The organism is Caballeronia sp. LjRoot34, assembly GCF_964253815.1.
Taxonomy (GTDB): domain Bacteria; phylum Pseudomonadota; class Gammaproteobacteria; order Burkholderiales; family Burkholderiaceae; genus Caballeronia.
This window is the reverse complement of record NZ_CAXUSB020000011.1, coordinates 17,996-43,206: the sequence shown is the minus strand read 5'-3', so window position 1 is coordinate 43,206 and position 25,211 is coordinate 17,996. Positions and strand designations below refer to the sequence as shown.

General features: G+C 60.1%; 24 protein-coding genes and 3 pseudogenes. 10 read left to right on the top strand and 17 right to left on the bottom strand.

Annotated features, from left to right (window positions below; translation table 11 throughout):
• Positions 1-930 precede the first annotated feature (930 nt).
• Positions 931-1,581 (bottom strand): peroxiredoxin-like family protein, encoded by a 651-nt coding sequence (locus ACSQ36_RS46170; protein WP_436187491.1) that lies wholly within the window; start codon positions 1,579-1,581, stop codon positions 931-933.
• A 209-nt stretch (positions 1,582-1,790) separates the two neighbouring features.
• On the opposite strand from ACSQ36_RS46170, the gene ACSQ36_RS46165 reads away from it, so the two are divergent.
• Positions 1,791-2,384: a TetR/AcrR family transcriptional regulator gene (locus ACSQ36_RS46165; protein WP_436187490.1), complete on the top strand. Its 594-nt coding sequence runs from the start codon at positions 1,791-1,793 to the stop codon at positions 2,382-2,384.
• Between the two features lie 306 nt (positions 2,385-2,690).
• Here the strand turns inward: ACSQ36_RS46165 and tnpC are convergent.
• The 13 genes and pseudogenes from tnpC to ACSQ36_RS46100 form a co-directional block, all read right to left on the bottom strand.
• Positions 2,691-3,640, bottom strand: a pseudogene (tnpC, locus tag ACSQ36_RS46160) (IS66 family transposase); the annotation flags it as partial.
• Between the two features lie 30 nt (positions 3,641-3,670).
• Positions 3,671-4,024 (bottom strand): IS66 family insertion sequence element accessory protein TnpB, encoded by a 354-nt coding sequence (tnpB, locus tag ACSQ36_RS46155; protein ID WP_436187489.1) that lies wholly within the window; start codon positions 4,022-4,024, stop codon positions 3,671-3,673.
• A 31-nt stretch (positions 4,025-4,055) separates the two neighbouring features.
• Positions 4,056-4,514: a transposase gene (locus ACSQ36_RS46150; protein ID WP_436187488.1), complete on the bottom strand. Its 459-nt coding sequence runs from the start codon at positions 4,512-4,514 to the stop codon at positions 4,056-4,058.
• A 554-nt stretch (positions 4,515-5,068) separates the two neighbouring features.
• On the bottom strand, positions 5,069-6,400 hold the full coding sequence (fahA, locus tag ACSQ36_RS46145; RefSeq protein WP_436187487.1) for a fumarylacetoacetase: 1,332 nt from the start codon (positions 6,398-6,400) through the stop codon (positions 5,069-5,071).
• A 134-nt stretch (positions 6,401-6,534) separates the two neighbouring features.
• Complete coding sequence (locus ACSQ36_RS46140) at positions 6,535-7,593, bottom strand: ketopantoate reductase family protein (protein ID WP_436187486.1); 1,059 nt, start codon at positions 7,591-7,593, stop codon at positions 6,535-6,537.
• 86 nt (positions 7,594-7,679) lie between these two features.
• Positions 7,680-8,393, bottom strand: coding sequence for an ABC transporter ATP-binding protein (locus ACSQ36_RS46135; RefSeq protein ID WP_436187485.1), 714 nt, complete (start codon positions 8,391-8,393; stop codon positions 7,680-7,682).
• Complete coding sequence (locus ACSQ36_RS46130; RefSeq protein ID WP_436187484.1) at positions 8,393-9,166, bottom strand: ABC transporter ATP-binding protein; 774 nt, start codon at positions 9,164-9,166, stop codon at positions 8,393-8,395. The genes ACSQ36_RS46135 and ACSQ36_RS46130 overlap by 1 nt, the downstream gene beginning before the upstream one ends.
• Positions 9,163-10,476: a branched-chain amino acid ABC transporter permease gene (locus ACSQ36_RS46125; protein ID WP_436187483.1), complete on the bottom strand. Its 1,314-nt coding sequence runs from the start codon at positions 10,474-10,476 to the stop codon at positions 9,163-9,165. The genes ACSQ36_RS46130 and ACSQ36_RS46125 overlap by 4 nt, the downstream gene beginning before the upstream one ends.
• A gap of 3 nt (positions 10,477-10,479) precedes the next feature.
• Positions 10,480-11,427 (bottom strand): branched-chain amino acid ABC transporter permease, encoded by a 948-nt coding sequence (locus ACSQ36_RS46120; RefSeq protein ID WP_436187482.1) that lies wholly within the window; start codon positions 11,425-11,427, stop codon positions 10,480-10,482.
• 190 nt (positions 11,428-11,617) lie between these two features.
• The gene (locus tag ACSQ36_RS46115) at positions 11,618-12,862 is read right to left on the bottom strand and encodes a branched-chain amino acid ABC transporter substrate-binding protein (protein WP_436187481.1); all 1,245 of its coding nucleotides are present in this window, start codon (positions 12,860-12,862) and stop codon (positions 11,618-11,620) included.
• Positions 12,863-13,477: 615 nt separating this feature from the next.
• Complete coding sequence (locus ACSQ36_RS46110) at positions 13,478-14,269, bottom strand: SDR family oxidoreductase (RefSeq protein WP_436187480.1); 792 nt, start codon at positions 14,267-14,269, stop codon at positions 13,478-13,480.
• Between the two features lie 57 nt (positions 14,270-14,326).
• Positions 14,327-15,066: pseudogene (locus ACSQ36_RS46105) on the bottom strand (beta-ketoacyl-ACP reductase).
• Positions 15,067-15,123: 57 nt separating this feature from the next.
• Complete coding sequence (locus ACSQ36_RS46100) at positions 15,124-16,062, bottom strand: 3-keto-5-aminohexanoate cleavage protein (RefSeq protein ID WP_436187479.1); 939 nt, start codon at positions 16,060-16,062, stop codon at positions 15,124-15,126.
• Positions 16,063-16,220: 158 nt separating this feature from the next.
• On the opposite strand from ACSQ36_RS46100, the gene ACSQ36_RS46095 reads away from it, so the two are divergent.
• From ACSQ36_RS46095 to ACSQ36_RS46075, 5 genes and pseudogenes are all read left to right on the top strand, one after another.
• Complete coding sequence (locus ACSQ36_RS46095) at positions 16,221-17,243, top strand: AraC family transcriptional regulator (RefSeq protein ID WP_436187478.1); 1,023 nt, start codon at positions 16,221-16,223, stop codon at positions 17,241-17,243.
• Positions 17,244-17,431: 188 nt separating this feature from the next.
• Positions 17,432-17,566 carry a hypothetical protein gene (locus ACSQ36_RS46090; RefSeq protein ID WP_436187477.1) on the top strand — a complete coding sequence of 45 codons (135 nt, stop codon included), beginning with the start codon at positions 17,432-17,434 and terminating at the stop codon, positions 17,564-17,566.
• Positions 17,567-17,591: 25 nt separating this feature from the next.
• Complete coding sequence (locus tag ACSQ36_RS46085) at positions 17,592-17,750, top strand: hypothetical protein (RefSeq protein WP_436187476.1); 159 nt, start codon at positions 17,592-17,594, stop codon at positions 17,748-17,750.
• A gap of 372 nt (positions 17,751-18,122) precedes the next feature.
• The gene (locus tag ACSQ36_RS46080) at positions 18,123-18,386 is read left to right on the top strand and encodes a hypothetical protein (RefSeq protein ID WP_436187475.1); all 264 of its coding nucleotides are present in this window, start codon (positions 18,123-18,125) and stop codon (positions 18,384-18,386) included.
• A 60-nt stretch (positions 18,387-18,446) separates the two neighbouring features.
• Positions 18,447-18,701, top strand: a pseudogene (locus ACSQ36_RS46075) (iron chelate uptake ABC transporter family permease subunit); the annotation flags it as partial.
• 66 nt (positions 18,702-18,767) lie between these two features.
• On the opposite strand, the gene ACSQ36_RS46070 reads toward ACSQ36_RS46075, so the two are convergent.
• Entirely contained in the window at positions 18,768-19,754 is a 987-nt protein-coding gene (locus ACSQ36_RS46070) for a CobW family GTP-binding protein (RefSeq protein ID WP_436187474.1), read from the bottom strand.
• Positions 19,755-19,856: 102 nt separating this feature from the next.
• On the opposite strand from ACSQ36_RS46070, the gene ACSQ36_RS46065 reads away from it, so the two are divergent.
• From ACSQ36_RS46065 to ACSQ36_RS46050, 4 genes are read left to right on the top strand one after another with little or no spacing between them, the layout of a single operon-like run.
• Positions 19,857-20,846, top strand: coding sequence for a metal ABC transporter solute-binding protein, Zn/Mn family (locus tag ACSQ36_RS46065; RefSeq protein ID WP_436187473.1), 990 nt, complete (start codon positions 19,857-19,859; stop codon positions 20,844-20,846).
• Positions 20,847-20,850: 4 nt separating this feature from the next.
• Entirely contained in the window at positions 20,851-21,672 is an 822-nt protein-coding gene (locus tag ACSQ36_RS46060; protein ID WP_436187472.1) for a metal ABC transporter ATP-binding protein, read from the top strand.
• Complete coding sequence (locus tag ACSQ36_RS46055; RefSeq protein WP_436187471.1) at positions 21,669-22,388, top strand: FAD-dependent oxidoreductase; 720 nt, start codon at positions 21,669-21,671, stop codon at positions 22,386-22,388. The genes ACSQ36_RS46060 and ACSQ36_RS46055 overlap by 4 nt, the downstream gene beginning before the upstream one ends.
• The gene (locus ACSQ36_RS46050; protein ID WP_436187470.1) at positions 22,303-22,524 is read left to right on the top strand and encodes an oxidoreductase C-terminal domain-containing protein; all 222 of its coding nucleotides are present in this window, start codon (positions 22,303-22,305) and stop codon (positions 22,522-22,524) included. Before ACSQ36_RS46055 ends, ACSQ36_RS46050 begins: the two co-directional genes overlap by 86 nt.
• Before the next feature lie 56 nt (positions 22,525-22,580).
• On the opposite strand, the gene ACSQ36_RS46045 is transcribed toward ACSQ36_RS46050, so the two are convergent.
• Together ACSQ36_RS46045 and ACSQ36_RS46040 are read right to left on the bottom strand one after the other, a co-directional pair.
• Positions 22,581-23,138 (bottom strand): TetR/AcrR family transcriptional regulator, encoded by a 558-nt coding sequence (locus tag ACSQ36_RS46045; protein WP_436187469.1) that lies wholly within the window; start codon positions 23,136-23,138, stop codon positions 22,581-22,583.
• Between the two features lie 232 nt (positions 23,139-23,370).
• Positions 23,371-24,903: a methyl-accepting chemotaxis protein gene (locus ACSQ36_RS46040; RefSeq protein ID WP_436187468.1), complete on the bottom strand. Its 1,533-nt coding sequence runs from the start codon at positions 24,901-24,903 to the stop codon at positions 23,371-23,373.
• Positions 24,904-25,211: the final 308 nt, after the last annotated feature.

Sequence of the window (25,211 nt, the reverse complement as noted above, 5' to 3'; positions counted from 1 at the left end):
CGTTGAACTGATAATTCATGGTCACTCCAGGTACGGGGCATAGCTGATCAAGGCTTTGGCAGATAACCGGGCAGTCTTTGCACCCGTTCGGTCCAGCGGGCGATGTGAGGGTACCTGACTGTTGCATTGCCAGGTGGCCGACGAGCGTGCCGATGGTCGCCTGTTCAGGATTTCAAGGGATTTTGAACCCACGGATCTGCCGATACAACCGGTCTATCCGCACTCACTGCGGCTTTCGCCGTGAGTGAGGGCGTTTGTCGAACGGGTGTGTCGGCGGCTGGAGAATGTGATGCCTGATCTCCACAGCAGATAACAACCGGGGGGAACGGAGGCCGGACGCACTCGATCCAGATGATGACGATACGGCCTCAACCTGACCTCGGGGGACCGGATACGGCCCTGAGTAATCGTTCGACTTCGGCGCCCGGTTCGTTGAAAAAATCTTGCGTGCCTACTGATTTGTTCTATCGCATTGCCGCTGACTGAGTTCAGGCGCGATGTGGGGGCGTTGGCCAATCGATATCCGACGGCGGCGTGGCTTGAAATGCCTGGGCAAAAGCATCAGCCACTACACGGATCTTCGGAACGAGGTCGCGTGATTCTGGCCGCAGCGCGGTAGCGGGCAGGTCTTCTACGGGAGCAGTGATCGGTCGAAGTGCAAGGCTGCGAGAGGGCCTCAGTTCGTGGTCGCATCGACTGCTTCAGGTTGCTAACTGGGGAGACGTCGGACCGAAATCGCCGGATGCCATTGAATTCACACAGACACAGGGACGTCGGCCGCCGGATCCCGCTCAGCGTGGCCGATGAATCTGTTGCATCAACGCGTAAGCCGCCACTATGGTTGGGGCGAAGCGCGATGCCGCGCCAACGGCAAGCCATCGGCGCGGCTCCGGCCGGTCGCCTATGGGGGGCTCTTGAGCTTGAGCGAGCTTACTTCAAGGCTTCCAGCGCGGCGACCACCTCGTCGGGTTCGGCGCGACCGATCATGTAGTCCACATCGACATGTGCGAAGCGAATGACACCCTTTGCATCGATCACGTACGTCGCAGGAACCGGTAGCTCGTAGGAATCCTCCCCGTTACGCAGCGCGATGTCATTTTTGAAGACGTTCTTCGAAAACGCCTGCAATTCATCGCCGACGCGGAACACGATGCCGAATTGCCGCGCCACCGCATTGCCGAAATCGCTGAGCACCGGAAATGTCAGCTTGCTCTTCTCGGTGGCCACAATGCCGTGATCCGGCTTTTCCGGAGAGATGGCGATCAGGGTTGCGCCGAGCGCTTCGATCTTCGGCAGTGCTTCCTGCAAGCCGCGTAGTTCGAGATTGCAGAACGGACACCATTCGCCGCGATAGAAACTGATCACCACCGGCCCCCTGGTCAGCAGGGTCTTGAGCGAGACCTGATTGCCGAACGCGTCGCGCAGCGTGAAGTCCGGTGCGGATTGTCCGCTCTTCAACGCACCATCGATCGCGCCGGATGCGCGAACGCGCTCCATATCGCCAGCGATGATACTGAACTTCTCGCCGAGCTTTTCCTGAACCATTGCCTTGTATTCCGCCGAGGCCTGTTTGACCGACATGACTTTGCTCCCTGTGTTCGTTGACACGATAAATGCCTGGCTGATACCGCCGGGCAGACGCTTGAGAGAGGCGCACTCCGATTGATGTTCGGCACGCTTCGGTGCTTCGCCGCAAACCAGTTTGTAGCGACCGATACAAATATCGCTCAGGCCCGCCCAGCCTGTCAATGCATTTTTATCAATCGCTACAAATAAGCTATGATGGCGCCATGGCACGCCCAATTGCATTCGACTATGATCAGGCCCTGGAGCGGGCGACCTGGCTGTTCTGGAAGAGCGGTTATGCCGCCACGTCGCTGCGCGATCTGCTGAAGATCATGGATATCGGCGAGGGCTCCTTTTACAACACTCTCAAGAGTAAAAAGCAGCTCTATCTGGCATGCGTGAAGCGCTACGAAGAGACCGAGGGGCGCAAGCGCTGGCAGGCGCTGATGAGCGCGCCGACGGCCAGTCAGGGGGTTCGCGCGTTGTTCGATGTTGTGCTCGACTGTCTGGACGATCCGTCAACACCGTCCCGCTTGTGCATGATGGCGGCGATGGCTTCCGGGGAGGTGCTGGCGGAGCCTGATCTACGCAAGCTTGTCGAGGAGGGTCTTGGAGGCTTTCAGGGGCTTCTCGCCGAACGCCTGAGTCATGATCGGGATCAGGGTCAGGGTCGGCTGCCTGCAACACTGGATCCGCACGTTACCGCATCAGTTATCGTCACCTATCTGCAGGGCATGTGGCGCATGGCGCTGGTGGACTACGACCGGCCCCGTTTCGAGCGCCAGATCGATGTATTCCTGACCGGATTGGGACTTTAGTCGCCTGTGTTCCTGGACACGCAGCCGTAGCTGGGTATTCCCTTCAATTCCGCCACCCATTCGCGTCTAAAAACCGGAACGGATGGTCCATCAGATTCATGACCGGGCCATTGCGCGAGATCTGGCAGAAAACCCGGCTTACGTAGAGGCCGAACACGCGTTCGGCGATCCTCTGTCTGTCCAGCTCTGGGCCGATGATCAAAGACCCCCTGAACAGACTGTGCGTGAAGTCCCATGCCTGCCCGGCATGCCTGGGTGTAACGCGGGTCACCCCGCTTCACCTGAGGAGTTGACACGAGAGACTATCATCAGGACCGCACCTTTACGAATGCCCGTGAACAGCTGGTCAGCCAGGTACGCACCGCGAACGGGCGCGTGTACGTGAAGCAGCGGATTGGATTTCCTGAATCCGTCATCTGCGACCAGAGATAACTCTTCGTCTGAGGTTGGCGCCCCTTCTCCTTCAGGACCTGGAATGTCGTCTCGTCGCAGTAGACGAGCTCTGCATCGAGCAATGCATCGCGCATTAGGTTAATCACGGGCTGTATTGCCAGACCGACGCGAACCATGCTCGCGGCGATCGTGTTGGACGAGATGTGGCCGCCAAAGCGCCGCAGCAAACCAGCCTGACGATAAAGTGGCATCCCGAACTGGTACTTGCCCGTGGCAATCCACGCAAGCGCCGATTCGGTAAGCAGTCCGCGAGGGATGACGCGCGCGGGCGCCGGCGTTACCTTGATGCCGAGATCGCAGCATGGGCACGCATACTTGACGCGCTGGTGCTGGATTACGCGAAGCTGCTCTGGAATCACATCGAGCTGCTCGCTAATCTCTACGCCAATTTCCACGAGCGCGTGACCGTCGTTCGTGCAGAAGCGTTCGGCCTCGGGGAGATCATGTCGCACAACCTCGCGCGGCAGATTCGGATCGAGCGGTTTGCGATGACCACGCCGCTTGCGCTGACGCGTGCCAACTGTCGTCTCTGGAGTGTCTTCCAAGGCGGTCGTGTTGTTCGCACTGAGCGCTTCGGCTTCGTTGAACAGACCCAGTTGATCGGAACCCCGCGCTTCGCTCTTCGCACCAAACAGTTCACGACGGTAAGCACGAAGCCGCTCCTCGGCAAGATCACGTTCCGCTGTCACAAGCCGCAACGCGCCACGTAGCGCTTCCTGTTCTTCGCGCAGTGCGCGGGCGGCCTCGCGCTCAGCGAGCAGCTCTTTCAATTCGTCGGCGGTGATCGTGACCTCGATCGGCATACTGCTTCGACTAGTATGCCAAGGGCACGTTCAGCTAACGCGGAGATATTCTTGCTTTGTATGTCGCCGGATCGCCGTTATGTCGTCGCCGTCGAGCAGCGCATGCAGGATGTCGCTTGTCATCGTCACGACCTCGGCCTTGTTGTCCGGCCAGATGAAATGGCTCGTCTCCAATCGTTTGATCATTAGCCAGAAACCGCTACCATCCCAGAAGAGAATCTTGATGCGGTCACGACGCCGATTCCCGAAGATGTAAAGAGAGGAGTCCATTGGGTTCAATTGCATGGACTGCTCGACGAGGATTGACAGGCTGTTCATACCGTAGCGGAAATCGACAGGATCACGGTGCAAGTAGACCTTCAGCTTTTCGTCGAACCTGAACACGGCAACGTCCCCAGGATCTGCACTACGGTCGTCAGTTCGTCGTCAGTTCGTCGATAGTCGCGATCGAGCTGCCGAGCTCAAGTTCGACGCCGTTCGATAGACGAACATGCAGCGTCAAAGACATCGTCATCGGGGGTGGCGCAGCAGATGGTGGCGTCGCTGCATGGGCGACCGCAACAAATGGCGCAGCGTGATCGTTGTACGACATCGTTAGCGCGGCAGGCACCGCAATGTCGATCATCACTTCGTCCGATACCTCGGAGACTTTAGCAACCGATTCTGTGGCGGCTTGCCGCTGCCGATACTGCGTAACCCAGGTGCGCAACAGATTCGGGTTGATATCATGTTCCATGGCTGTTCGGGCAATCGATACGCCTCGATTCAGACACAGACGGATCAGTTCATCCCGCGCTTCATCATCGTATTCGCGTCGGCCATCGCGCTTTTGGCCGATCACTAAACGGCTTCGCAAGTCATTTGCTTCTGTCATCGGTGCAAAACCTCTAAGTGTCCACGTGGACACCTAGCATCAGAGTGCAGCGATTTCTACACAAGGGCGCTACTGATGGATCGCATACCGTTATGAGCATTGCCAGCACGGCGGCGTGAAGGAAATGGCTGCCTTGGTTCATGGTGAACCTCGCGGTGTTGGCGATGCGACGGCGTCGAGTGTTTGACATCTTCCCAGGTGCTGCCGCGCAAGTTGCTCATACTTGGGGGGAGGCGAGCGCTTTGTTAACAACCTGTACCTGATCTTCGCAAAAGGGGCGCATGGCGTAGCTCCTTCGTTGCGTTTGCTTCGATGTCCGTCTGCCTCGCGAAGTGTCGACACGGTTTCCCGATCACGAAAGCTGTCATTACAAATCGCGCGAGGGTTATCTGTTCGATTGCTGACTAAGGGATCTTCCCAGGAGGGCGATTCTCGTGCAAAAAGTTGCGCTGTCGTGGAGTGGCGAAGAACATGTTGAAATTGCACAATTGTTCGCGGAGCAATCTGTGGATGGCGCGCCGGGCGCGGTTGCAGCCGATGCACGCTTGACCGCCTCAAACCGCCAGCGCCGGCAACACCGTTCCCCTGCATTCGCCGAAGCCGATGCGCGCGGCGCCGGGCTTCTCGCACCAGCCGCGCATCACCACTGTGTCGCCGTCCTGCAGGAAACCTCGCTCATCGCCATCGCCGAGAGGCACCGGCTTCTGCCCGCCCTGGGCTAGCTCGATCATGGCACCTGCTTCGCCTGGCCCGGGACCGGAGATGGTGCCGCTGCCGATCAGGTCGCCCGGATTGAGGCTGCAGCCGCCCGCGGTGTGGTGTGCCACCATCTGGCCGATGCTCCAGTACTGGTGGCGGAAGCTGGTGCCCGACAGCCGCGCCGTGCCGCGGCCCTCGCGCCGTGCGCGCTCGCTTTGCAGCGACACTTCCAGCCGGATGTCGAGAGCGCCGGCTTCGCGGTTGGCGGCGGATTCGAGGTAGGGCAGCGGCTGCGGGTCCGCTGCTGGGCGCGTCCAGGCCGTGCGGTAGGGCGCCAGGGCGTCCACTGTCACGATCCAGGGCGAGATGGTAGTGGCGAAGTTTTTGGCGTGGAAGGGGCCGAGTGGCGTCATCTCCCACACCTGAATGTCGCGCACCGACCAGTCGTTGAGCAGGCTGATACCGAAGATGTGCTCATCGACCTGTTCGAGCGGAATGCGCTTGCCCATGGCGTTACCCTGACCGATCCAGATGCCCAGCTCCATCTCATAGTCCATGCGGGCGCTGGGCATGAACACGGGTGCGGGTGCGCTCGCGCCCGTGCTCAGCCACTGACCCGTGGGCCGGTGGAACTGCTGGCCGCTCACCCCGATGGTGGACACGCGCCCGTGGTAAGCCTGTGGCATCCAGCGGAAGTTGGGTGTTACGTCGGCGTCGGGGTACATGATGCGCATGCAGTTGAGCGCGTGATCGAGCGAGGTGTAGAAGTCGGTGTAGTCGCCAATACGGGCAGGCACGGTGTATTCAGCTTCCAACTGTGGCACGAGGCAACTGCTTACGGTGCCGACCCGTGCTGGCGCGGTATCTTCGTGCAGCAAAGCGAACAGCGCGCGTCGCAGCGTGCGCCAGGCGTCGGGGCCGAGCGCGAAGAAGTCGTTGAGCGTGGCCTGGGCGGCGGCGCGCGCGGCCTGCAGCACGACACCGTCGAGCGCAGAGGAGGCGGTGAGTGCGGCAAGGTCCACCACCTGGTCGCCAATCGCGACACCGCCGCGAAAGGTCTCTTGCGTGCCGCGCCGGCGGAACACGGAGAAGGGCAGATTCTGAATCGGAAAGTCGGTGCCAACCAGGTTGGCGGAGTCGAGCCAGCTGCGCACAGCCGGGTCGTGAGTGTGGTCCAGTGAAATCATGGCTACCAGCTTCTATAAAGCGCTACATGAAGAGAGGGGACTGGCGTCTGGCCCAAGGAGCGTGAAGACCGCTGTCTGATGACGCTCTTGCTCATGAGCTTTTCCGTTGGGTCGAAGCGGCTGCCGGGGCGCTCTTACCATGCAAGCTGGCCGGGAAGGTCGTGCGCATGGATCTTCAGCAGCCCGTCAAATCGGCTCAGATAGCCAAAATTATTGACTCCACGTCTCTTTTGAGCCTCGACTACCAGTTCGACGATCTTGTCGTTGAAGGGAGTCGCGACATCGCGCTCGCGCCCTTTCTGGCAGATGAGGCCATTGATGTAGTTGATTTCTGTATCACGACCTTTCTCGAGATCCTGAAGCATGCTTGCCTTCAATCCTGCATGCGCTCCCCAGATTTTCCTGTAAAGCGGCATCTTCGACGGTATCTCGGTAGCGTTTCGCAATTCGAAGAACTCGAGATCTTCGCCCTGCATCATCACAAGCCGAATTCCGTTTGCGTGAGCGACCTTGACGCATTCATCTGCCACAAACGCCAGGCACACCATGGCTTTCGGATCGGCAAGCACGTCGCCGAACGTGCACCCCAATGCCGCGGACATACCGCTGAACGTGGCATTCATGAGAACTTTGGAGAACCGGATGCCCATCAGATCAGTACGTATCTCGGTTTTGCCGACGCATTCCAGGTATTCTTGGACCACCTGCAACCGTGGGCGGATGGTGCCGTCGGTCTCACCAATTTCGAATGCGAAGTTTTTCGTTGCCTCGTAACTCGAAGTCAGGGAAGAAACGCCGGGGCTCAGCCACGTTGCGCCAAACCCGACTGCGCCGCCCAGGGTGCGTTCGCGACCCACAATGGCTGCGACGGAATGCTCGGGAATTCCATTCTGCAACGTACATACCGAGCTATCGGGATGTAGGTGTGGCAAAAGATGCGGAAGGGTTTCCTGATTGCTGGTCTGCTTGGTCAACAGGAACACGAGATCGTACGTGCCGGTCAACTGATCCGGGGTATAGGCCTTGACCGGCACATTAAAATCAATCGACCCTGTTATTGTCGCGCCAGACCGGTTGAGCGCGTCGACGTGATCCTTGTAGGCATCGACCAGATCAATCTGTTTTCCCGCCTGATTGATCAGCGCGCCGATGATGGTCCCAAGAGAACCGGCTCCCACGATCGCTGCTCGCATATGCTGTTCCTTAATTTATCTATTCCGGATATCGCAAAATTCTGCGTCGGGGCGAAAGCACGAAACGCATGGTTGTGCCAACGATCCTAGACCTCCAGCCACTCCTTGCGCACCTGCGCGTTGGCTTTCAGCCCGGCGGGCGTTCCCTCGAACACGATGTTTCCGTGACCCATGACGTAGACCCGCTGCGAGATGTCAAGCGCGATAGCCAGTTTCTGCTCGATCAGCAGTACCGATACGCCGCGTTCCTTGAGCGCCTGCAGATACTCACCCACCAGCGTCACCATCTTTGGCGCCAGCCCTTCGGTCGGTTCGTCGATCAGGATCAGGTCTGGATCGCCCATCAACGTGCGGCACAGCGTCAACATCTGCTGCTCGCCGCCCGAGAGGACCCCCGCTGCGGTGTTTTCGCGCTCTTTCAGGCGCGGGAACATGCTATACATATCCGTCAGCGCCCAGCGTGGTTTTGCGCGGCGCGGATTGCGCTTCTCGCCTAGCAGCAGGTTCTGATGCACGGTCAGCGTGGGGAAGATGTCGCGATTCTCGGGAACATAACCTAGCCCTGACTGGGCGATCTCAAAGGTGCGGTGCCCCAGAATCTCTTCGCCGCGAAAGCGTACCGAACCTGCAGCCTTGACCATGCCAAGGATGGTTTTGGCCATCGTGGAGCGTCCCACCCCGTTGCGCCCGAGTAACGTGACGATCTCGCCCTCGTCCACATGCACGTCGACGCCTTGCAGAATGTGGCTCTTGCCGTACCAGGCGTGCAGGCCTTGCACGTCGAGCATTTGCTGGGTCATCAGTGCGTTCCTTCCGTAGAGCTTTCGTCGAGCGAGGCGCCGAGATAGGCCTCCTTGACCTTGCTGTTGTTGCGAATCGCCTCGGGTGTATCCGTTGCGATGACCTCGCCATACACCAGCACCGAGATGCGGTCGGCGAGGCCGAACACCACGCCCATGTCGTGCTCGACCATCACCAGCGTCTTGCCGACGGTGACATTGCGGATCAGCTCCACCGCCTGGTCCGATTCCGAGCGGCTCATGCCGGCCGTGGGTTCGTCGAGCAGGATTACCTCGGCGCCACCGGCGATGGTGATGCCGATCTCCAGTGCCCGTTGCTCGGCGTAGGTCAGGAGGCTCGCCTGCGTATCGCGGCGACGTTGCAACCCGATCAGTTCGAGCACCTCCTCGGCACGCTGACGCGCGTCATGCAGTTGAGACAGCCTATGCCAGAACGAGTATTTGTAGCCAAGCGACCAGAGCACCGCGCAGCGCAGGTTCTCGAATACCGAAAGCCGGTGGAAAATATTAGTGATCTGGAAGCTGCGCGACAGCCCCATACGGTTGATCACAAACGGTTTGAGTCCACCGATCTCGGTACCGTTGAGCTTCACCGACCCTGAGCTCGGCACACTGCGCCCCGAAATCAAATTGAAGGTAGTCGACTTGCCCGCGCCATTGGGGCCGATCAGGGCATGGCGTTCACCCTTCGGAATGCTCAGGTTGACTCCGCGGATGATCTCCGTCTTTCCGAACTGCTTACGCACTTCGCTCAATTCGAGTGCCGCGGTCATACCCCGCCTCCTGCGATTTCCGTCTGAACGGTGTCCCAGGCCTGATGCACGCGCGCCACAGCCGAGCGCCACCCTAGCGCACCCACTAACCACAGCGCTGCAGCGACCGCCCAAGGCTTGAACGACGACGCATCGAAGCTGAGGCCAACGAACGTCATGCCGGTGCCGTTGTCGCTATCGATCTGCAGCTTGTAGGTCAACTCCACAGTCAGGATCAACGCGGCCAGCAGGATCAGGCCTGCGCCCAATGCGACCGAATAGGAAGGCAGCATGCGGCCGAGCTTTCGTGCGGCGATCAGCGGCACCTGCTTCATCAGCAGACTGGCGATGCCTCCCGGCACGAACATCACCATCAGCACGAAGAAGAGTCCCAGATAGAGTAGCCACGCATGGGTCAGGCTGGACAGCGCTACCGCGAACAGCACGTACAGGATGGCGCCGATAACGGGTCCAAAGAAAAAGCCGCTGCCGCCGATGAACGTGGCCAGCAAAACACCGCCGGAATGCACGGCACCGACATTCTCGGCCGACACGATCTCGAAGTTGATGACCGACAGGCCGCCGGAAATACCTGCGAAAAACGCCGACAGGATCATCACGAGATAGCGCACGCGCTGGGTGTTGTACCCGACAAATTCGGCGCGCTCGGGATTGTCGCGCACGGCGTTGGCGATGCGGCCCAGAGGCGTCTGCGTCCACGCATACATCGCAATCATGGATAGCAGGCACCACGCTGCGATCAGGTAGTAGACCTGACGTCCTGGACCATACGTAATGCCGAACACCGCATGACCGACCACCCGATCAGTCGAGATCCCGCCTTCGCCGCCGAAGAAATCGGGAAACATCAATGAACTGGCGTACACCATCTCGCCAATACCCAGCGTGATCATGGCGAACGTAGTGCCGGCTTTCTTCGTGGTCACGTAGCCGAACAGCACGCCGAACAGTGCGCCGCCGAGGCCCCCCACCAGTGGCAGCAGCGAGACGGGCAGCCAGAATTCTCCCGCGCCGACCCTATTGAGCACGTGCACGGCGATGAACGCGCCCAGACCCGAGTAGACAGCATGACCGAAGGACAGCATGCCGGATTGCCCGAGCAGCATGTTGTACGACAGCGCGAAGATGATCATGACGCCCATCTGCGACAGCAGCGCGATGGCAAAACGGCTTGAGAAGCACAGCGGCGCCACCAGCATGACGAGGGCGGCGAGGACCCAGATGGCGTAGTGCGCGAGTTGACGGTACCGGTAACGCAGGCGGCCTTGCAACGTCGCCGGCTCGTAGTTTTGCTGCAGTGTCGTTTTCATGAGCTAGCCTTCCCGGGTTCCCATCAGGCCACGTGGGCGCACAATCAGCATCACCACCATCAGCAGATACGGTAGTACCGGGGCCATCTGCGACACGCTCAGATTCCACACCGAGGACAGCAGCGTGGCGCCCGTCACGTGAAGGCCGAATACCCTGAACAGGTCAGCCAGCGAGGCGTCGATGGCGACGGCGAAAGTTTGCAGCAGCCCGATCAGGAGTGAGGCGATGAACGCTCCCGCGAGCGATCCCATCCCGCCCACCACCGCCACGACGAACACAATCGTGCCGACCGACACGGCCATCGACGGCGAAGTGACAAACGCATTGCCGCCGATCACGCCGGCGAGTCCGGCAAGCGCGGCGCCGCCGGCGAACACCAGCATGAACACGCGCTGCACGTTGTGGCCGAGTGCCTCGACCATCTGCGGATGCGTCAGCGCGGCCTGTATCACCAGTCCGATACGCGTGCGCGTGAGCACGAGATACATCGCCACCAGCAACAGCACCGACACCAGCATCATGAAGGCACGGTACGTGGGAAACGTCGAAGTGAAAACATGGAACAGAGGACCGTCCAGTTCTGACGGAATGCGGTACGGCACGGCCGCTTGACCCCAGACGAGCTTCACCCCCTCTTCGATCAGATAGGCAAGGCCGAAGGTGAACAATAGCTCGGCCACGTGCCCGTACCTGTGCACGGTACGCAGACCGAAGCGTTCAACCAGCGCACCGACGAGTACCAGCAGCAGCGGGGCGAAAACAAGCGCTGGCCAGAAGCCGAACCTGCTGGCAATGCTGTACGCAAAATAGGCACCCAGCATGTAGAAACTGGCGTGCGCAAAATTGAGCACGCCCATCATGCTGAAGATCAGCGTGAGCCCCGAAGACAACAGGAACAGCAGCAGCCCGTAGCTGATGCCGTTCAACAGGGAGATGATGAAAAATTCCACGAACAGTCCTTACTTCTGGCATTAGCGGCTATAAGTGTCCGCCTCACGACGAGAGGCGGCGGCCGAACCACGTCCAGTGACGTGTCGATACATAAATATTGCTGACGCGGGGACTGACGCTGCAGTCGCAGCTTTCAGACCGCCCGGGCCGGCCTGCGCAAGTCATTCATTGGGCAGGACAGTCCCCGGCCTAGTTGGGGCGTTTCATCTGGCACGTGGTCGGCAAGGTCGCGGAGGACGCGTCCAGCACCGCGTCAGTTCGCCAGCCATAACCGGTTTTCTCTTGGTCGTACCTGACGTCCTTGCCATCCGCCTTGACCCAGGTGGTAATCACGAGGGGCTGCTGCGCCTGATGGTCGGCAGCGCGCATCTGGACGATGCCATTCAGGCTCTGGACCTGCATCCCTTCCATCGCCTTGGCCACCTTGACCGGATCGGTGGATCTGGTCTCCTTGAACGCCTTGCTCACCATCGCAATGCCGCTATAGGCCGCAATCATGTAGAAGTCGTCGTTGTATTTCTTCCTGAAGCCGTCGAATACCTGGTCGGCTTGCGGAGGATTACCTTTGGTGTTCGGACCGAAATAGCCGATGTACTTGACATGCCCGGCACCGGCCGCACCCATTTCGGTCGGCACGCCGGTCGTGGGGGCGTAATAGGTGTAGTAATTCGCGGTCACTCCCGCGTCCTTGCTCGCCCTGATCAGCAGTGCCAGGTCGCTTCCCCAGTTGCCGGTGATCACGGTATCGGCGCCCGACGCCTTGATCTTGCTGGCGTAGGGCGAAAAATCCTTGACCTTGGCCAGCGGGTGGAAATCGTCGCCCACGATCTGGATGTCCGGACGCTTGCGCTTGAGGTATTCCTGCGCGGTGCGCGACACATCGTGGCCGAAGGAATAATCCTGATTGATCAGGTAGACCTTCTTGACATGTGGATCCTTGGCGAGAAAAGTGGTCAACGCCTCCATCTTCATGTCGGAATTGGCATCGAAGCTGAAGTGCCAGAAGTCGCACTTGCTGTTGGTCATGGTTGGGTCCACCGCACCATAATTCAGGTAGATGAGTTCCTTGCCGGGATTGCGCTCGTTGTATCTGGACACCGCATTCTCGAGCGCGAGCCCGACCGAAGACCCGTTGCCCTGGACGATATAGCGGATTCCCTGATCGGCGGCCTCATTGAGAAGCGTGAGGCTCTGCTGGGGAGACAGGTTGTTGTCAAATCCAACCACCTCGAGTTTCGGTCCGCCGGTCCAGTCCTGCTGATTGGCGAGATCGGCAGCGTATTGCCAGCTCCTCAGTTCGTTGGCCCCCAATGAACCCATCAGACCGGACAGCGGATCAATGAAGGCGATCTTCACTGTTTCTGCCGACGCAGCGCCAGACGCCAGCGCCATGAAAACAGCGGCACCGCCTAGAGAGAAACGCAATTTTTTCATTAGATTGTCTCCATGTTTTTTGAATCGGGTCTTTATCTGATTTCGCAGCAGCTTCTAAAACATCGCCGCCCGTCATGCCAGTTCAGAGTCGCAATTTAGGCCGCCAACCGGCATGACGGAGGCCTTGGGCGCCAGCTCTCCGGTGAACCCCTCGAGCGCAAATGCACCGACGGGGGATCGGTTTCGATGGCAATGCCCCGGACTGGCGTGTGGAGTGCTGAGGGTTGGCGAGATTCGCCGTTGACGCCGACCGCGCCATTCCCTGAAATCGCATCGCTGTCTCCATCGTATTTTTGAGCTGCCTGATTCGCCCGGGCGGTGTCCTTGCACCCGGCGCCCCGCTTTTATGGGGGCTCCTTGATAGTAAGGAGCAGGGAATGCAAAGGCGAGGTCATTTCCGGACGTGAAAATGTGTTCTGCGGACATGCGACCTTGCCGAAACGTCTACCTGCCTTGGTGGACAAGGCGAACAGGCCGTTGATCAGTGCTTTCACCTATGAGCGAACCGGCGTGCCCCTTGGCCGGGCCGAAGACCGCGCCTGCGCATCAGGCAGCCAGCCGCAAACGCCCATTGGCCGACCTGGGCAGGCCACGCGCGGGTTGGACTGACGTCGCTCACAGATACTCCAGATTCCCGTCCACACTGATCGCTTGACCGGAAATGTTTCGACCCGCTGGCGATGCCAGAAACAGCGTGAGCGCAGCGATGTCGTGTACTGTCACCATGCGTCGAAGAGAAATCTTTCGAAGGTACTCTTCCTTCATGGCGTCGAACATCACGCCGAGTGCCTGCGCACGCGCCGAAATCACGCGGTCCATCCGTTCGCCCTCTACGACACCGGGCAAAATCGCGTTCACGCGGATATTGCTCGGCCCGAGCTCGACGGCGAGAGACTTGACCAGACCGACGATTGCCCACTTGGTTGCCGCATAGGGTGTTCGGAATGGATAGCCGAGACGCCCGGCAACCGAAGACATCGCGATGATGCCGGGACAGTCCGACGTCTCCTTCAGGACAGGCACGGCCTTTCTCAGGAAGTAATACTGGCTGTTCAGGTTCGTGGCAACGGTGCGGTCCCATTGTTCGGGTTCCAGCGTCTCTACCGCCCCCGTGGGGCCGGCGATGCCCGCGTTGTTTATAAGGAGGTCGAGCCCGCCGAGCGTAGCGCGGGCGTCGTCGACAACACGGTCGACCTGCTCGCGATTCGCGACGTCGGCAACGCCCGCGTGGAGGCGGGGATTTCGTTCCTTCGCCTTATCGACAGCGACAGGGTCGATATCGCAAACGTAGACGAGGGCATCCGCCTGAAGGAATGCCTCGGCAATCGCAACGCCAATGCCTGTAGCCGCGCCCGACACGAGTACTCGCAGGCCTGGCTTCGGTTTCAGAAGGTCTAAAGCGTTCATCCGTCGTCTCCATAAAGTCAAAGCGGGAAGCTGTGAAGGCCGCTTCGCTGCTCCCGATCAAAGCGTCATCCCACCCGATGCCTCGATGAGCGCGCCGTTGATGTAACTTGCCTCGTCACTTGCCAGAAAGGCGTAGATATTGGCAATCTCTTCGGGCTTTCCCAGTCGACCCAACGGTACCTGCTCGCGCATTCTGGCGATGACCTCATCGGGCACAGTCGACAGAATGGCCGTGTCGATGAAACCAGGCGCAACCGCATTTACCCGGATACCCTTCGGCCCGAGCTCGCGGCTCCACGTTTTCGTGAACCCGATCACACCGAACTTCGTCGCGGCATAGTTGGTCTGGCCATAGTTGCCGTATATGCCGACGACCGAGCTCGCGTTCAGAATAACGCCTGCGCGTTGTTCTTCATCGTATCGACCACAGCCTGCGTGGTATGGAAGACCGCTCGAAGGTTGACGTCGACAACATCGTCAAACTGCTGCAGCGTCATCTTCTGCAGGCGGGCGTCTCTCGTAATGCCGGCGTTGTTCACCAGGACGTCGATTCTCCGATATTTCTCGAGTACGTCGGCGACCATGCCGTCTACCGCCTGCCGGTCCGAGACGTCGATGCTGAATCCCTCGGCGACACCGCCCGCTTCGCAGCACGCGTCGACCATCTTTGAGACCGCATCGCGATTGAGGTCACATACAGCGACGATCGCCCCGTCACGGGCAAACTTTCGGGCCGTTGCCGCGCCGATGCCCTGAGCGGCCCCAGTAACGATTGCCACCTTACCTTTCAGTCGCATTGCCAATGTTCCAATGGTGAGTGATGAACCAACGTGCGTCCGGCGGGGCCGGAGTCGTCACAGGGTAGTGTTGTGCCCGCCCTTCAATCCAAGCATTTGCCGGGCGTCGGCCGGAGTTGCAATCTCAAAGGAAAGCTCCTCAAGGATTCGCCGGATCTTGCGGACCTGCTCGGCATTGGTCTGCGCTTTCACTCCCCTGGCGATATAAACGCTGTCCTCCAGTCCTACGCGAACGTTGCCTCCCATAATCGCAGCCATGGTCACGAGAGACATCTGATGCCGCCCGGCACCGAGGACTGAAAAGTGATAGTTGTCCCGGCCGAACAACCGGTCAGCAGTGGAACGCATGACCGACAGATTTTCCGGGTCTGGCCCAATTCCGCCGAGTATCCCGAGTACGGACTGAATGAAGAATGGCGGCTTGATAAGCCCCTGGTCGATAAAGTACGCGAGGTTGTAGAGGTGTCCGACGTCGTAGCATTCGAACTCAAAGCGGGTGCCGTAGCCCTGAAACTCCGTGAGGATGTTCTTGATGTCTTTGAAGGTGTTCCGGAAGATCGTGTCTTCCATCCCTTCAAGATGGTCTTTCTCCCAGTCGTATCGCCAGGAAGAGATTTTCGCCGCGACGGGATGAAGGGAAAAATTCATCGATCCCATGTTCAATGAACACATCTCGGGCTTTGCAAGGCGTGGGTAGGCAAGCCGTTCGTCGAGCGTCATGCGCGTACCGCCGCCGGTGGTGATGTTGATCACCGCGTCGGTCTCTTTGGCAATGGCGGGCACAAACTCCCTGAAGACCTCCGGGCTCGGCGTCGGTTGGCCATCTTCCGGATTGCGCGCATGCAGATGAAGAATCGCGGCGCCCGCTTGTGCAGCTTCAATGGCTTGCGATTTGATATCCGCTGGTGTGAGCGGCAGATACTCGGACATCGACGGGACGTGTGCGGAGCCTGTTACGGCGCAGGTGATGATGACTTTCCGGCTGATGCTACTCATTTGACTGTCTCCGGCAATTTGTATGGACCTCTACGTGCTCGCCAACAGCTCGCGAACGGCTCTCTTGTGCTGCCGATAATAGTCGGATAGCATCGTCTCCGTAAGGTCATTTCCGGACAGGTAGATGTCAACGCGGGACATTCTGAGGAGGTGCGGCGTTGCCAGGTTTTCCGCTACTCAACGAGCGTATCTATGCGCCATACAAGATCGCGGCACTGGTCGAGGTCCTTGCTGAACAGGGAATTGCGCCAGAAGACAGCCTGAAGGGCAGCGGCGTCGACGTGGATCAGCTTTACGGCACATCCACGTTGACGTCGGTGCGCCAGTACGCCGCCGTGTGCAAGAACGCCATCGCGATGTCTCGCGAGCCTGCCACGCCCTTCGAGGTGGGCTCGCGCCTGCATCTCGCCGCCTACGGCATGTATGGCTATGCGCTGATGTCTTGTCTTTCACTTCGCGACTACTTCAGGCTCGGCACGAAATACCATCGGCTCGCAACGCCCACCCTCACTATCGTATGGAACGAGTACCCCGACAGGGCAGTCTGGACATTCCCAGACGCATTCATTTCCAGTCCAACACGCGAATTGGGGGACTTCCTGATCGAGCAGCAATTTACCCAGCACGTCACCCATCTGCAGGACGTAGCGGGTCATAGCTGTCCCCCGGTAAAAGCCTGCTTTTCGTATCCAGCACCGACCTATGCGGACATCTACCCGAAGTATCTAGGGTGTCCCTGTTATTTCGCGCAGGAGCAATGCGAACTCGTGTATGACAGCGCCATCCTTGAACAAAAGCCGCAACTGGCCAACAGACACTCGGCTGCATTGATTCAGGAAATGTGCGACCGGCTCATTGGACAGGCTAAGACTTCAACCGGTGCATCCGGGGAGGTCTATCAGGTTCTGATGCGCAAGCCTGGAGAATTCCCGGGTATGGACGCCGTAGCGCACGTCCTGAAGATGACCAGCCGTACCCTTCGACGACGCCTTGAGGCAGAGGGGACGTCATTCGTTGCGATTGCTGACGACGTGCGCTGTTCGCTGGCGACGGAGTATCTGAAGACGACAAAGATGAGCACGGAAGATATCGCCATGCTGCTCGGCTTTAGCGATGCTGCCAACTTTCGCAGGGCCTTGAAACGGTGGACGGGAAAGGGCCCGGGGCAACTTCGCCATTAGCTTTCGCAGTGGGACCAGCCTCCGGTTCAAAGCAGGCCTCCCGACGCCGGTAACCACTTCCAGAGACAGTATCGTGCGATCCCCGAGGGGGCAAACAAACTGCGGATCAATCTCGAACCTCGTCTACGTGTATTTCGCATGCAGGTTTCCGGGATCGCGGACCAGATCACTGCTGTGAAAATCCGGGAATGCGATCGTTCTATGGGCCTGGCATGATGGGGGCGGCGCTGTTCATCGTCGTGATCGGGCGGATCCTGCTGCTTCAGGACCACCCGGTGTGCAGACGGTTGCGAGTAGCGGTTTTCTATCGCGAAGAACGGTAGCGGCAAGAGCACGCTCATCAAGCTGTTGCTCGACCTGTATCAACCATGGAACGGTGAACTTCACTTGGATAGTGATCCGGTTTGTGCCGATTCGATGGGCGATTATCGTCAGCTTTTTTCCTCGAAGTCGGTGTTCGCCAACATGCTTGCACTCGCTTCCCGGCCTGATGCTTCCGTTGACTAATCCCATTGTTGCGCTTCACATTTGGGGTTAACTGGCAGCAATCGTGTGCGACGCCATGCCGGAAAACCGGTGCGGTCGTCTCTGTCGATCACGTCGGGGCTGGCGTCGTGCATTGTGGTTTGTTGCGCAACGAGCAGGTGCAGGCCCGCCGTGAAAAGGGAGGGGCGGGGGCAAGGGGACACCGCCGCCAGGGCGGCAGGCGGGAAGGGCTCAAAGCACGGGATTTTCGTGAAGCTGGCGCCGGCCCAGTGCGCACTGCACCGCTGCCTTGCAGGCAGAGGTCGCGTGCCATCCGTAGGTTGTGCCGGCGGCGGTGGGGCTTCGCTTTCAGGGATTCGACTGCCGTCGACTCAGCAGCGTACGGAGGCAGGCATGGCGGGCGCACTGTACGCCAAAGCTGAAGAAGCGCACGGCGTTATTACGCAAGCTCAAAGAGGTGTTCCGGCGATACCGGTCGCAGCCGGTGGATCGGGTGGTAGAACTGATCAATCCGGTGTACGCGGTTGGGTGAATTACTTCGTTCCTGGACATGCCCGCGAGTGCTTCAGCTTCATCAAAGACTGGGTAGAAAATCAGGCACCACATGGGGCACTCCCGGAACCGACGGGGCTTCTGCTGGAAGCGGTGGCTCTGTAACCGGCACCGATTCCAGCAGCCACGGCATTTCAGTTGACGCCGCTGTTGCGTCGAAGCCTGACGGCCGTGATGGTCGCAGTAAGCGGGGCAATCGGATTTGTTGGACTCGTGGCGCAGCACGTGGCCGGGCGCCTGGTGGGTGCGGGCCATGCGCGCCTGTTGCCCGCGTCGACGTTTTTTGGTGCCGTGCTGCTGGTGTGGGCAGATGTCGCGGCGCGCATGCTCGCCGCACCTGACGACCTGCCGATCGGCGTCGTTACCTCGCTTTTCGGTGGCGCATGCCTCGTCTGGCTGATACGGCACGAACGGACGTAGCCATGTCTGTCGGCGGGCCGTCCGCATGACCGGCCGGAAAATCAGCCGCGCGGTGAGCCGGCCGGGTTACATGCAACCGTCAAGCCCCGCCTTGAAGACGTCCGCAGGCAATTGCTTGCCGATGAAGACGATTTTCGTTTCACGCGGTTGGTCCGCACGCCACGGCGTGCCCAGATCCGCGCCGAAGATCATGTGCACGCCCTGGAAGACGAGAGGCCGGTCCAGTCCTGCGACGTTCAGCACACCCTTATAGCGCAGCATGGACGTGCCGTAAATCGACACGATCGTGCTGAAGAAGGCCTCGAGCTTTTCCTGGTCAAGCGGTGCTGTGTTGCGGTAGACGAACGACGTTACATCGTCGTCGTGCGTGTGCGAGACGTCCTGCAGGAAGTCCGGCTCGATCTCGACGATCGCATCGAGGTCGAAGCTGCGGGTGTCCAGCAACTGGGTGAGATCGGTCTTGCCGAAGTGGGACTCCCGGATGGGCGCGCGCGGGTTCATCTGGCGCAGCCGCTTCATCAGCGCCTCGGTTTGCGCTTCGCCCGCGAGATCCGCCTTCGAGACGAGGATGCGATCAGCGAAGCCGACCTGCTCCTGGGCTTCATGATGCTCGTCGAGTTGGTCGGCGCCGTGGCGGGCATCGACCACCGTCACGATGGCATCGAGCAGGTACCGCTGGTGCACGGCATCGTCGACGAAAAAAGTCTGGGCGACGGGTGCGGGATCGGCAAGACCGGTGGTCTCCACAATGACACGGTCGAATCCGAGTTCACCCGCATCGCGCCGGGCCACCAGCGTCGAAAGGATTCGCACGAGATCGCCGCGCACGGTGCAGCAGATGCAGCCGTTGTTCATCTCGATGATCTGCTCGTTGCCGTCCTGGACCAGCAGTTCGTTGTCGATGCCGGCTTCGCCGAACTCGTTCTCGATGACGGCTACCCGGCCGCCATGGTGCTCCGTCAGGATCCGGTTCAGCAGGGTCGTTTTGCCGGCACCCAGGAAACCGGTGAGGATGGGGACGGGGATACGTGGCACTTCGGCGGCGACTTGCATGGCGGGCTCCGGTCCCCGTGAGAGGTAAAAAGTGTTTCTTGTATATGTAATGTCATATCATTTCATTAATTGACCACTAACTACCGACGAACGGAAAAGAAGATGAAAGAAAACGATGTGATCGACGTTAAGGCGACCCGGGATCTTCCGTCGCGCACCAGGGCAGCACGAGGCCGGGTACCGGCCGTTTCGCGCGCGGTAATCGCCGCGGCTGTACTGCTGGGCAGTGTCACCGCGGCCTCGGCGGCCCCTGCCGTGATCAAGGCAGTCGGCGTGGAAAACGAGTACGCCGATGTCATTTCCCAGATTGGCGGACAGTACGTCGAGATGACGGCGATCGAGACGGACCCGAACACCGATCCACATACGTTCGAAGTCAACCCGAAGGTCGCCGGTCAGATTGCAGCAGCCGATCTCGTGATCAAAAACGGCATCGGTTACGACGCGTGGGCGGACAAGATCATCGCGGCCGCACCGAACAGCAAGCCCAAGGTAATCGACGTCCAGCACCTGCTCGGTCTGCCCGACAGCACACCGAATCCGCACCTGTGGTACGACCCGAAGACGATGCCTGCCGTGGCAAAGGAGATCGCGGCTGATCTTTCCGCATTGAATCCCGCCCATGCGAGCTACTTCCAGGCAAACGAGAAGAAGTTCGATGCATCGCTCAAGCCCTGGCTTGATGCGATCGCCGCGTTCAAGGCCCACCATGCGGGTACGCCTCTCGCGGTCACAGAGCCCGTCGCGGACTACATGCTGGAGGCGGCGGGCGCGGACATCCAGACGCCGTACAGCATGCAGGCGGCGATCATGAACGGCACCGACCCGTCGCCGCAGGACGTGACGAAGCAGAATGCGCTGTTCACGGACCACAAGGTGAAGGTGTTCGTCTACAACCAGCAGGTCACCGACGCGCTCACGCGGTCGTTCCTTGCGCTGGCAAAGAAGAACGGTATCCCGGTTGTGGGCGTCTATGAGACCATGCCGACGCCGGGCTTTACGTACCAGTCGTGGATGGTGGCGGAAGTCAATGCGCTGGAGACGGCCGTGACCCGCAAGGTCTCGACCGAAGTGCTGCACGCAGGGAAGTAGCGCAATGTGTCACAGGAGTGAGGTGCTGGGCGTCGAGGGGGTAAGTGTCTCGTTCCCGGGGCATACCGTTCTGCATGATGTAGGCTTCACCGTGCAGGCGGGCCAGTTCTGCGGGCTGATCGGCTCGGACGGATCGGGCAAGACAACGCTGCTGCGTACGATCCTCGGATTCCAGAAGCCCGATGCGGGCCGTATCCGCGTCAACGGAGCAAGCGGCCCGGTCTCCATCGGTTATGTGCCGCAGGAGATCCTGCTGGATCCGTATCTGCCCCTGCGGGCCCGCGATCTGGTTTCGCTCGGACTTGGACGGGCGGCGTTCCGGCCTGCCGTTCCTTCGAGGAAGCGGTGGACGGCGGTCGACGCCATGCTCGAGGCAGTCGAGGCAGAACCTTTCACGGACCAGCGCATCGGCGACATGTCGGGCGGCCAGCAGCAGCGGGTGCTCATTGCGCACGCGCTGATCCGCAGGCCCAGTCTGCTGCTGCTCGACGAACCGCTTGCCAATCTCGATGTGCGCAGCGTCGCCGGCGTTGTCGCGCTGTTGCGCTGGTTGTGCGTCGAGCAGGGGATTGCCGTGCTGCTGTCGGCCCACGATATGAACCCGCTGCTGCCGGTGATGGACCGCATCGTGTATCTCGCCAATGGTCATGCCGCGAGCGGGTCGAGTGAAGAAGTGGTGCGCAGCGAAGTGCTGGGAAGGCTGTACGGCTACCACATCGATGTCATCCGTGTGCATGGCCGCGTGCTCGTCATTGCTGCTGGCAGCCCGGATGAGAGCAGGGCACTGCACACGCACGATCCGGTCCATGTGGCGCGTGTTCCATGATGATCATGGAAATTCCAGTCGCAGCGATCGTCGGGCCGGGCTTCCTGGCCAATGGGCCGGTGCATACGGCGGTGGTGGTCGGGGGGTGCTTTATTGGCCTGGAATCCGCGGCTTCGCTGAACAAGCTGGGTAAACAGGTCACGGTGGTCGAGGCGTTCGACCGTGTGCTGGCACGTGTGGCTGGGCCGGATCTGTCCGCCTTCTATGAACGGGAACATCGCGCGCATGGCGTCGAGATCTGCCTGAGCGCGAAGGTCGAGGCGCTGGAAGGCGGGCATGGCCGGGTGAGCGGGGTTCGCCTGCAAGAGGGTCGTGTGCTGCCGGCCGAACTCGTGATCGTCGGTATCGGCATCGAGCCGGCCGTGGCGCCGTTATTGGCGGGTGGTGCGGTGGGCCAGAACGGTGTCGACGTGGATGCGGCATTGCCGAACCAGTCTCGGTCATGTCTATGCGATTGGCGAATGTGCACGACAGAGCCATGCTTTCGCCGGCCACCAGATGATCCGTATCGAAAGCGTGCAGAACGCGGTCGACTAGGCGACGCTGGTGGCGAACGATGTCATGGAGCGGCTCCAGCCGAAGCCGTCGGTGCCGTGGTTCTGGTCGATCCAGTTCGATCTGCGGCTACAGATGGCTGGCCTGTCGAGCAGCCACGACGATGTCGTGATCCGGGGCAATCCGGACACGAAGTCCTTCTCAATACCTTACTTGCGTGATGGGGTGTTGATCGGGATGGATGCGATCAATGCCGTCAAGGATTTCATGCAGGGGCGTGTCGCGATCGGCAAGGGCGTCAGGCCGGACCGGGCCATGCTGGCCGATCCGGCTGTGCCGCTCGCGAGCTTCCAGTAGATCACGAAATAGATCTACTGTTCGCAAATCCGCCGGGCTCGTTCCGGTGGTTGCATTTAAAGGGCGACGATAAAGCGGCCCACTGCCTCGCCGATTTTGATCGCCACCTCCTCGAAATCGGGCGCTTGCCGATAGTTGATCGCGGCAATCAGGTACGTGGCGATTACTGCACCGAATAGCATGTCGGCTGTGCGATTCGCGTTGACCGGCTCAATGCGCGACTGCTGCATCAATGCCGTGATGCGCGAGACGAGGCAACGCTTGCACCGGTCGATACCCTGCTCGTGATAATGTCGACGGATGGCGGGGAACAGATCGGATTCGGCGATCACCAACCGGCTGACCAGGATATGGCGTTCGCTCAGCGCGTAATGCGCCATCTCGATGAGTGCCGATTCGATGACCTTGTGTGGCGCGTCGGCAGGATCGATCGCCTCATCGCGATCGGGAAAAGATTCGAGGTCACTGACCAGGGCGGCAAACAACTTTTCCTTGGTCGGAAACGCTTCGTAGATCGTGCGTTTCGACATGCCACCGTGGCGGGCGATATCCGCCATACTGGTTGCTGTATAGCCTGAATGCCTGAACAGTTGTTCGGCAACCTTCAGGATCACCTCACGCCGCTTTTCCGGCGAGGCGGATGCGGGTCGCCCACGGCTTCGCGTGGATGTGGAGGATGGAGTAGCCAAAGGAGTCGTGTGAGCGCGTTGGCGTTATTCGGAAGTCATTCGCGCGTCGATACTTAACAGGCGGACTTGTTAAACCTTAGCGGTCAATTCACAAGTATAGGGTATCAGCTCGGACTGTCTCAGACCATCGTTTGAGCAACTGCATCTCTACGTCCCATCAGAGCCGGAACTGGGCCACGGAATGGACCAACTGCGCTGCCTGCTGCTGGAGGCTCGCGGCCGCTGCGGCGCTTTGCTCGACCAGCGCGGCATTTTGCTGTGTCGTCTGATCCATCTGGCCCACAGCTTCGCCCACCTGCTCGACGCCGGCGCTCTGTTCGGCACTGGCTTTGCTGATCTCGCCCACGATGACCGTCACGCGCTGGATGGCGCTGACGATCTGGGTCATCGTCGTGCCCGCCTCGTCGACGAGCGCGGTACCGTGGTAGACCCGCTCGACGCTGTCGGAGATCAGCACCTGGATCTCCCGCGCGGCCTGCACCGTGCGCTGGGCGAGACTGCGGACCTCGGCGGCAACGACCGCGAAGCCGCGGCCCTGGCCGCCTGCGCGGGCCGCTTCGACCGCCGCGTTGAGCGCGAGGATGTTGGTTTGCGCCGCGATGCCGTCGATGATACTGATGATGTCGGCAATCTTGCGCGAACTCTCGTTGATGTCCTTCATGGTCGCGACGACCTGGCCCATCACGGTTCCTCCCTTCAATGCGATTGAAGAGGCACCGGTGGCCAGCTCGCTGGCTTGCTGGGCGTTCTCCGCGTTTTGCCTGACGGTGGCACCCAGTTGTTCCATGGACGCTGCGGTTTCCTGCAACGCGCTTGCCTGTTCCTCTGTCCGTTGGCTTAAGTCCGCGTTGCCGGACGCGATCTGCGCCGAGCCGGTTGCGATGGAATCGCTGCCGTTGCGTACCTGCCCGACAATGCGGGCGAGCGAGACCGTCATAGCCCTCATGGCTGCCATCAGACTATCCGTGTCTCCCGGCCGCAGGTGCAGGTCGACATCGAGATTACCCGTCGCGATCTGGCGCGCCGCCTCACGTGCGTCGCCGGGCTCGCCGCCGAGCTTGCGTGTAATCGCGCGCGAAAACATGACGGCGCCAGCAACGCCCGCCAGCAGCGTGAGCACCATGGCACCGAAGCTCGCAAGAACTGCGCGCTTCTGCTTTTCCTTTGCGTCGCCGACTGCAGCCGTAGTCTGCTCGACGATCTTGCTACCGGATTCGCGCAGCAGGATCACCGCTTCCCGGTCGATGCCATCCGTCGCCTGGTTCCCGACGGCAATATCGAATCCTGATGTCTTGAACTGCTCGAGCGCCTGGCGGTACGACTGCCCCATCTCCTTGTGAATAACGTTGAATCGTTCGAGCTTCGAGCGGACCTCGCCGGGAGGCAACTCGAGCGCGAGCTTCTCGGTGGCGGCCTGGGAAGACTGCTCGTATTTCCGAAAGGCGGTCCAATACTTGTCCAGTTGCCTCGGGTCCTTGCCGCGCAGCAGGACGTCCTTCCCGTTCTGCACCTGGTTCTTGAAAGCGACCAGTGCATCGGCGACCTGGCGCTCCTGGGCGCCATCCACTTCGATGAGCCGTTTGTATGTGTCGGCGGCATCGTTCATCTGGAAAATGCCGAAGAGTCCCGCCGCGGACGCAACCAGCAACGCAACGCCCAATGCCAGCGGGAGTTGATGGACCAGTTTCATGTACCACCCCGATGTGTGTGGGTCTGCTCAGGAATTGCGATCCTGAATGGGACGTTTCTAATTAACACCTTTTCCTCGGGTCCTTACCGACGACTGGCCAAGGGGTGCCAATGCCGGACATATTGTCTCTGCGAGTGACGATATTTGATGATGGACGGCGCGTCCCTACACAAAAATCAGATTCACCGGCACTTTTGTCGGCGGCCGTCGAGAAGATAAGCGGCAAAGACCGCCCGGCCTGTTACGTGACCTTCCGGAGGGGCGCTGTCATTGCGCAATGACAGTCGGCGGTCGGCACCGGCCAGTCA

Bases quoted from the DNA above. Each gene is read 5' to 3' on its own strand.
- ACSQ36_RS46135 (WP_436187485.1), bottom strand. From the start codon at position 8,393: ATGACCCAGCAAATGCTCGACGTGCAAGGCCTGCACGCCTGGTACGGC.
- ACSQ36_RS46065 (WP_436187473.1), top strand. From the start codon at position 19,857: ATGAAAGAAAACGATGTGATCGACGTTAAGGCGACCCGGGATCTTCCG.
- ACSQ36_RS46060 (WP_436187472.1), top strand. From the start codon at position 20,851: ATGTGTCACAGGAGTGAGGTGCTGGGCGTCGAGGGGGTAAGTGTCTCG.
- ACSQ36_RS46050 (WP_436187470.1), top strand. From the start codon at position 22,303: ATGGCTGGCCTGTCGAGCAGCCACGACGATGTCGTGATCCGGGGCAAT.
- ACSQ36_RS46070 (WP_436187474.1), bottom strand. From the start codon at position 19,754: ATGCAAGTCGCCGCCGAAGTGCCACGTATCCCCGTCCCCATCCTCACC.
- ACSQ36_RS46170 (WP_436187491.1), bottom strand. From the start codon at position 1,581: ATGTCGGTCAAACAGGCCTCGGCGGAATACAAGGCAATGGTTCAGGAA.
- ACSQ36_RS46055 (WP_436187471.1), top strand. From the start codon at position 21,669: ATGATGATCATGGAAATTCCAGTCGCAGCGATCGTCGGGCCGGGCTTC.
- fahA (WP_436187487.1), bottom strand. From the start codon at position 6,400: ATGATTTCACTGGACCACACTCACGACCCGGCTGTGCGCAGCTGGCTC.
- ACSQ36_RS46080 (WP_436187475.1), top strand. From the start codon at position 18,123: ATGGCGGGCGCACTGTACGCCAAAGCTGAAGAAGCGCACGGCGTTATT.
- ACSQ36_RS46040 (WP_436187468.1), bottom strand. From the start codon at position 24,903: ATGAAACTGGTCCATCAACTCCCGCTGGCATTGGGCGTTGCGTTGCTG.
- ACSQ36_RS46125 (WP_436187483.1), bottom strand. From the start codon at position 10,476: ATGAAAACGACACTGCAGCAAAACTACGAGCCGGCGACGTTGCAAGGC.
- ACSQ36_RS46150 (WP_436187488.1), bottom strand. From the start codon at position 4,514: ATGACAGAAGCAAATGACTTGCGAAGCCGTTTAGTGATCGGCCAAAAG.
- ACSQ36_RS46165 (WP_436187490.1), top strand. From the start codon at position 1,791: ATGGCACGCCCAATTGCATTCGACTATGATCAGGCCCTGGAGCGGGCG.
- ACSQ36_RS46115 (WP_436187481.1), bottom strand. From the start codon at position 12,862: ATGAAAAAATTGCGTTTCTCTCTAGGCGGTGCCGCTGTTTTCATGGCG.
- ACSQ36_RS46090 (WP_436187477.1), top strand. From the start codon at position 17,432: ATGCGATCGTTCTATGGGCCTGGCATGATGGGGGCGGCGCTGTTCATC.
- ACSQ36_RS46140 (WP_436187486.1), bottom strand. From the start codon at position 7,593: ATGCGAGCAGCGATCGTGGGAGCCGGTTCTCTTGGGACCATCATCGGC.
- ACSQ36_RS46110 (WP_436187480.1), bottom strand. From the start codon at position 14,269: ATGAACGCTTTAGACCTTCTGAAACCGAAGCCAGGCCTGCGAGTACTC.
- ACSQ36_RS46100 (WP_436187479.1), bottom strand. From the start codon at position 16,062: ATGAGTAGCATCAGCCGGAAAGTCATCATCACCTGCGCCGTAACAGGC.
- ACSQ36_RS46130 (WP_436187484.1), bottom strand. From the start codon at position 9,166: ATGACCGCGGCACTCGAATTGAGCGAAGTGCGTAAGCAGTTCGGAAAG.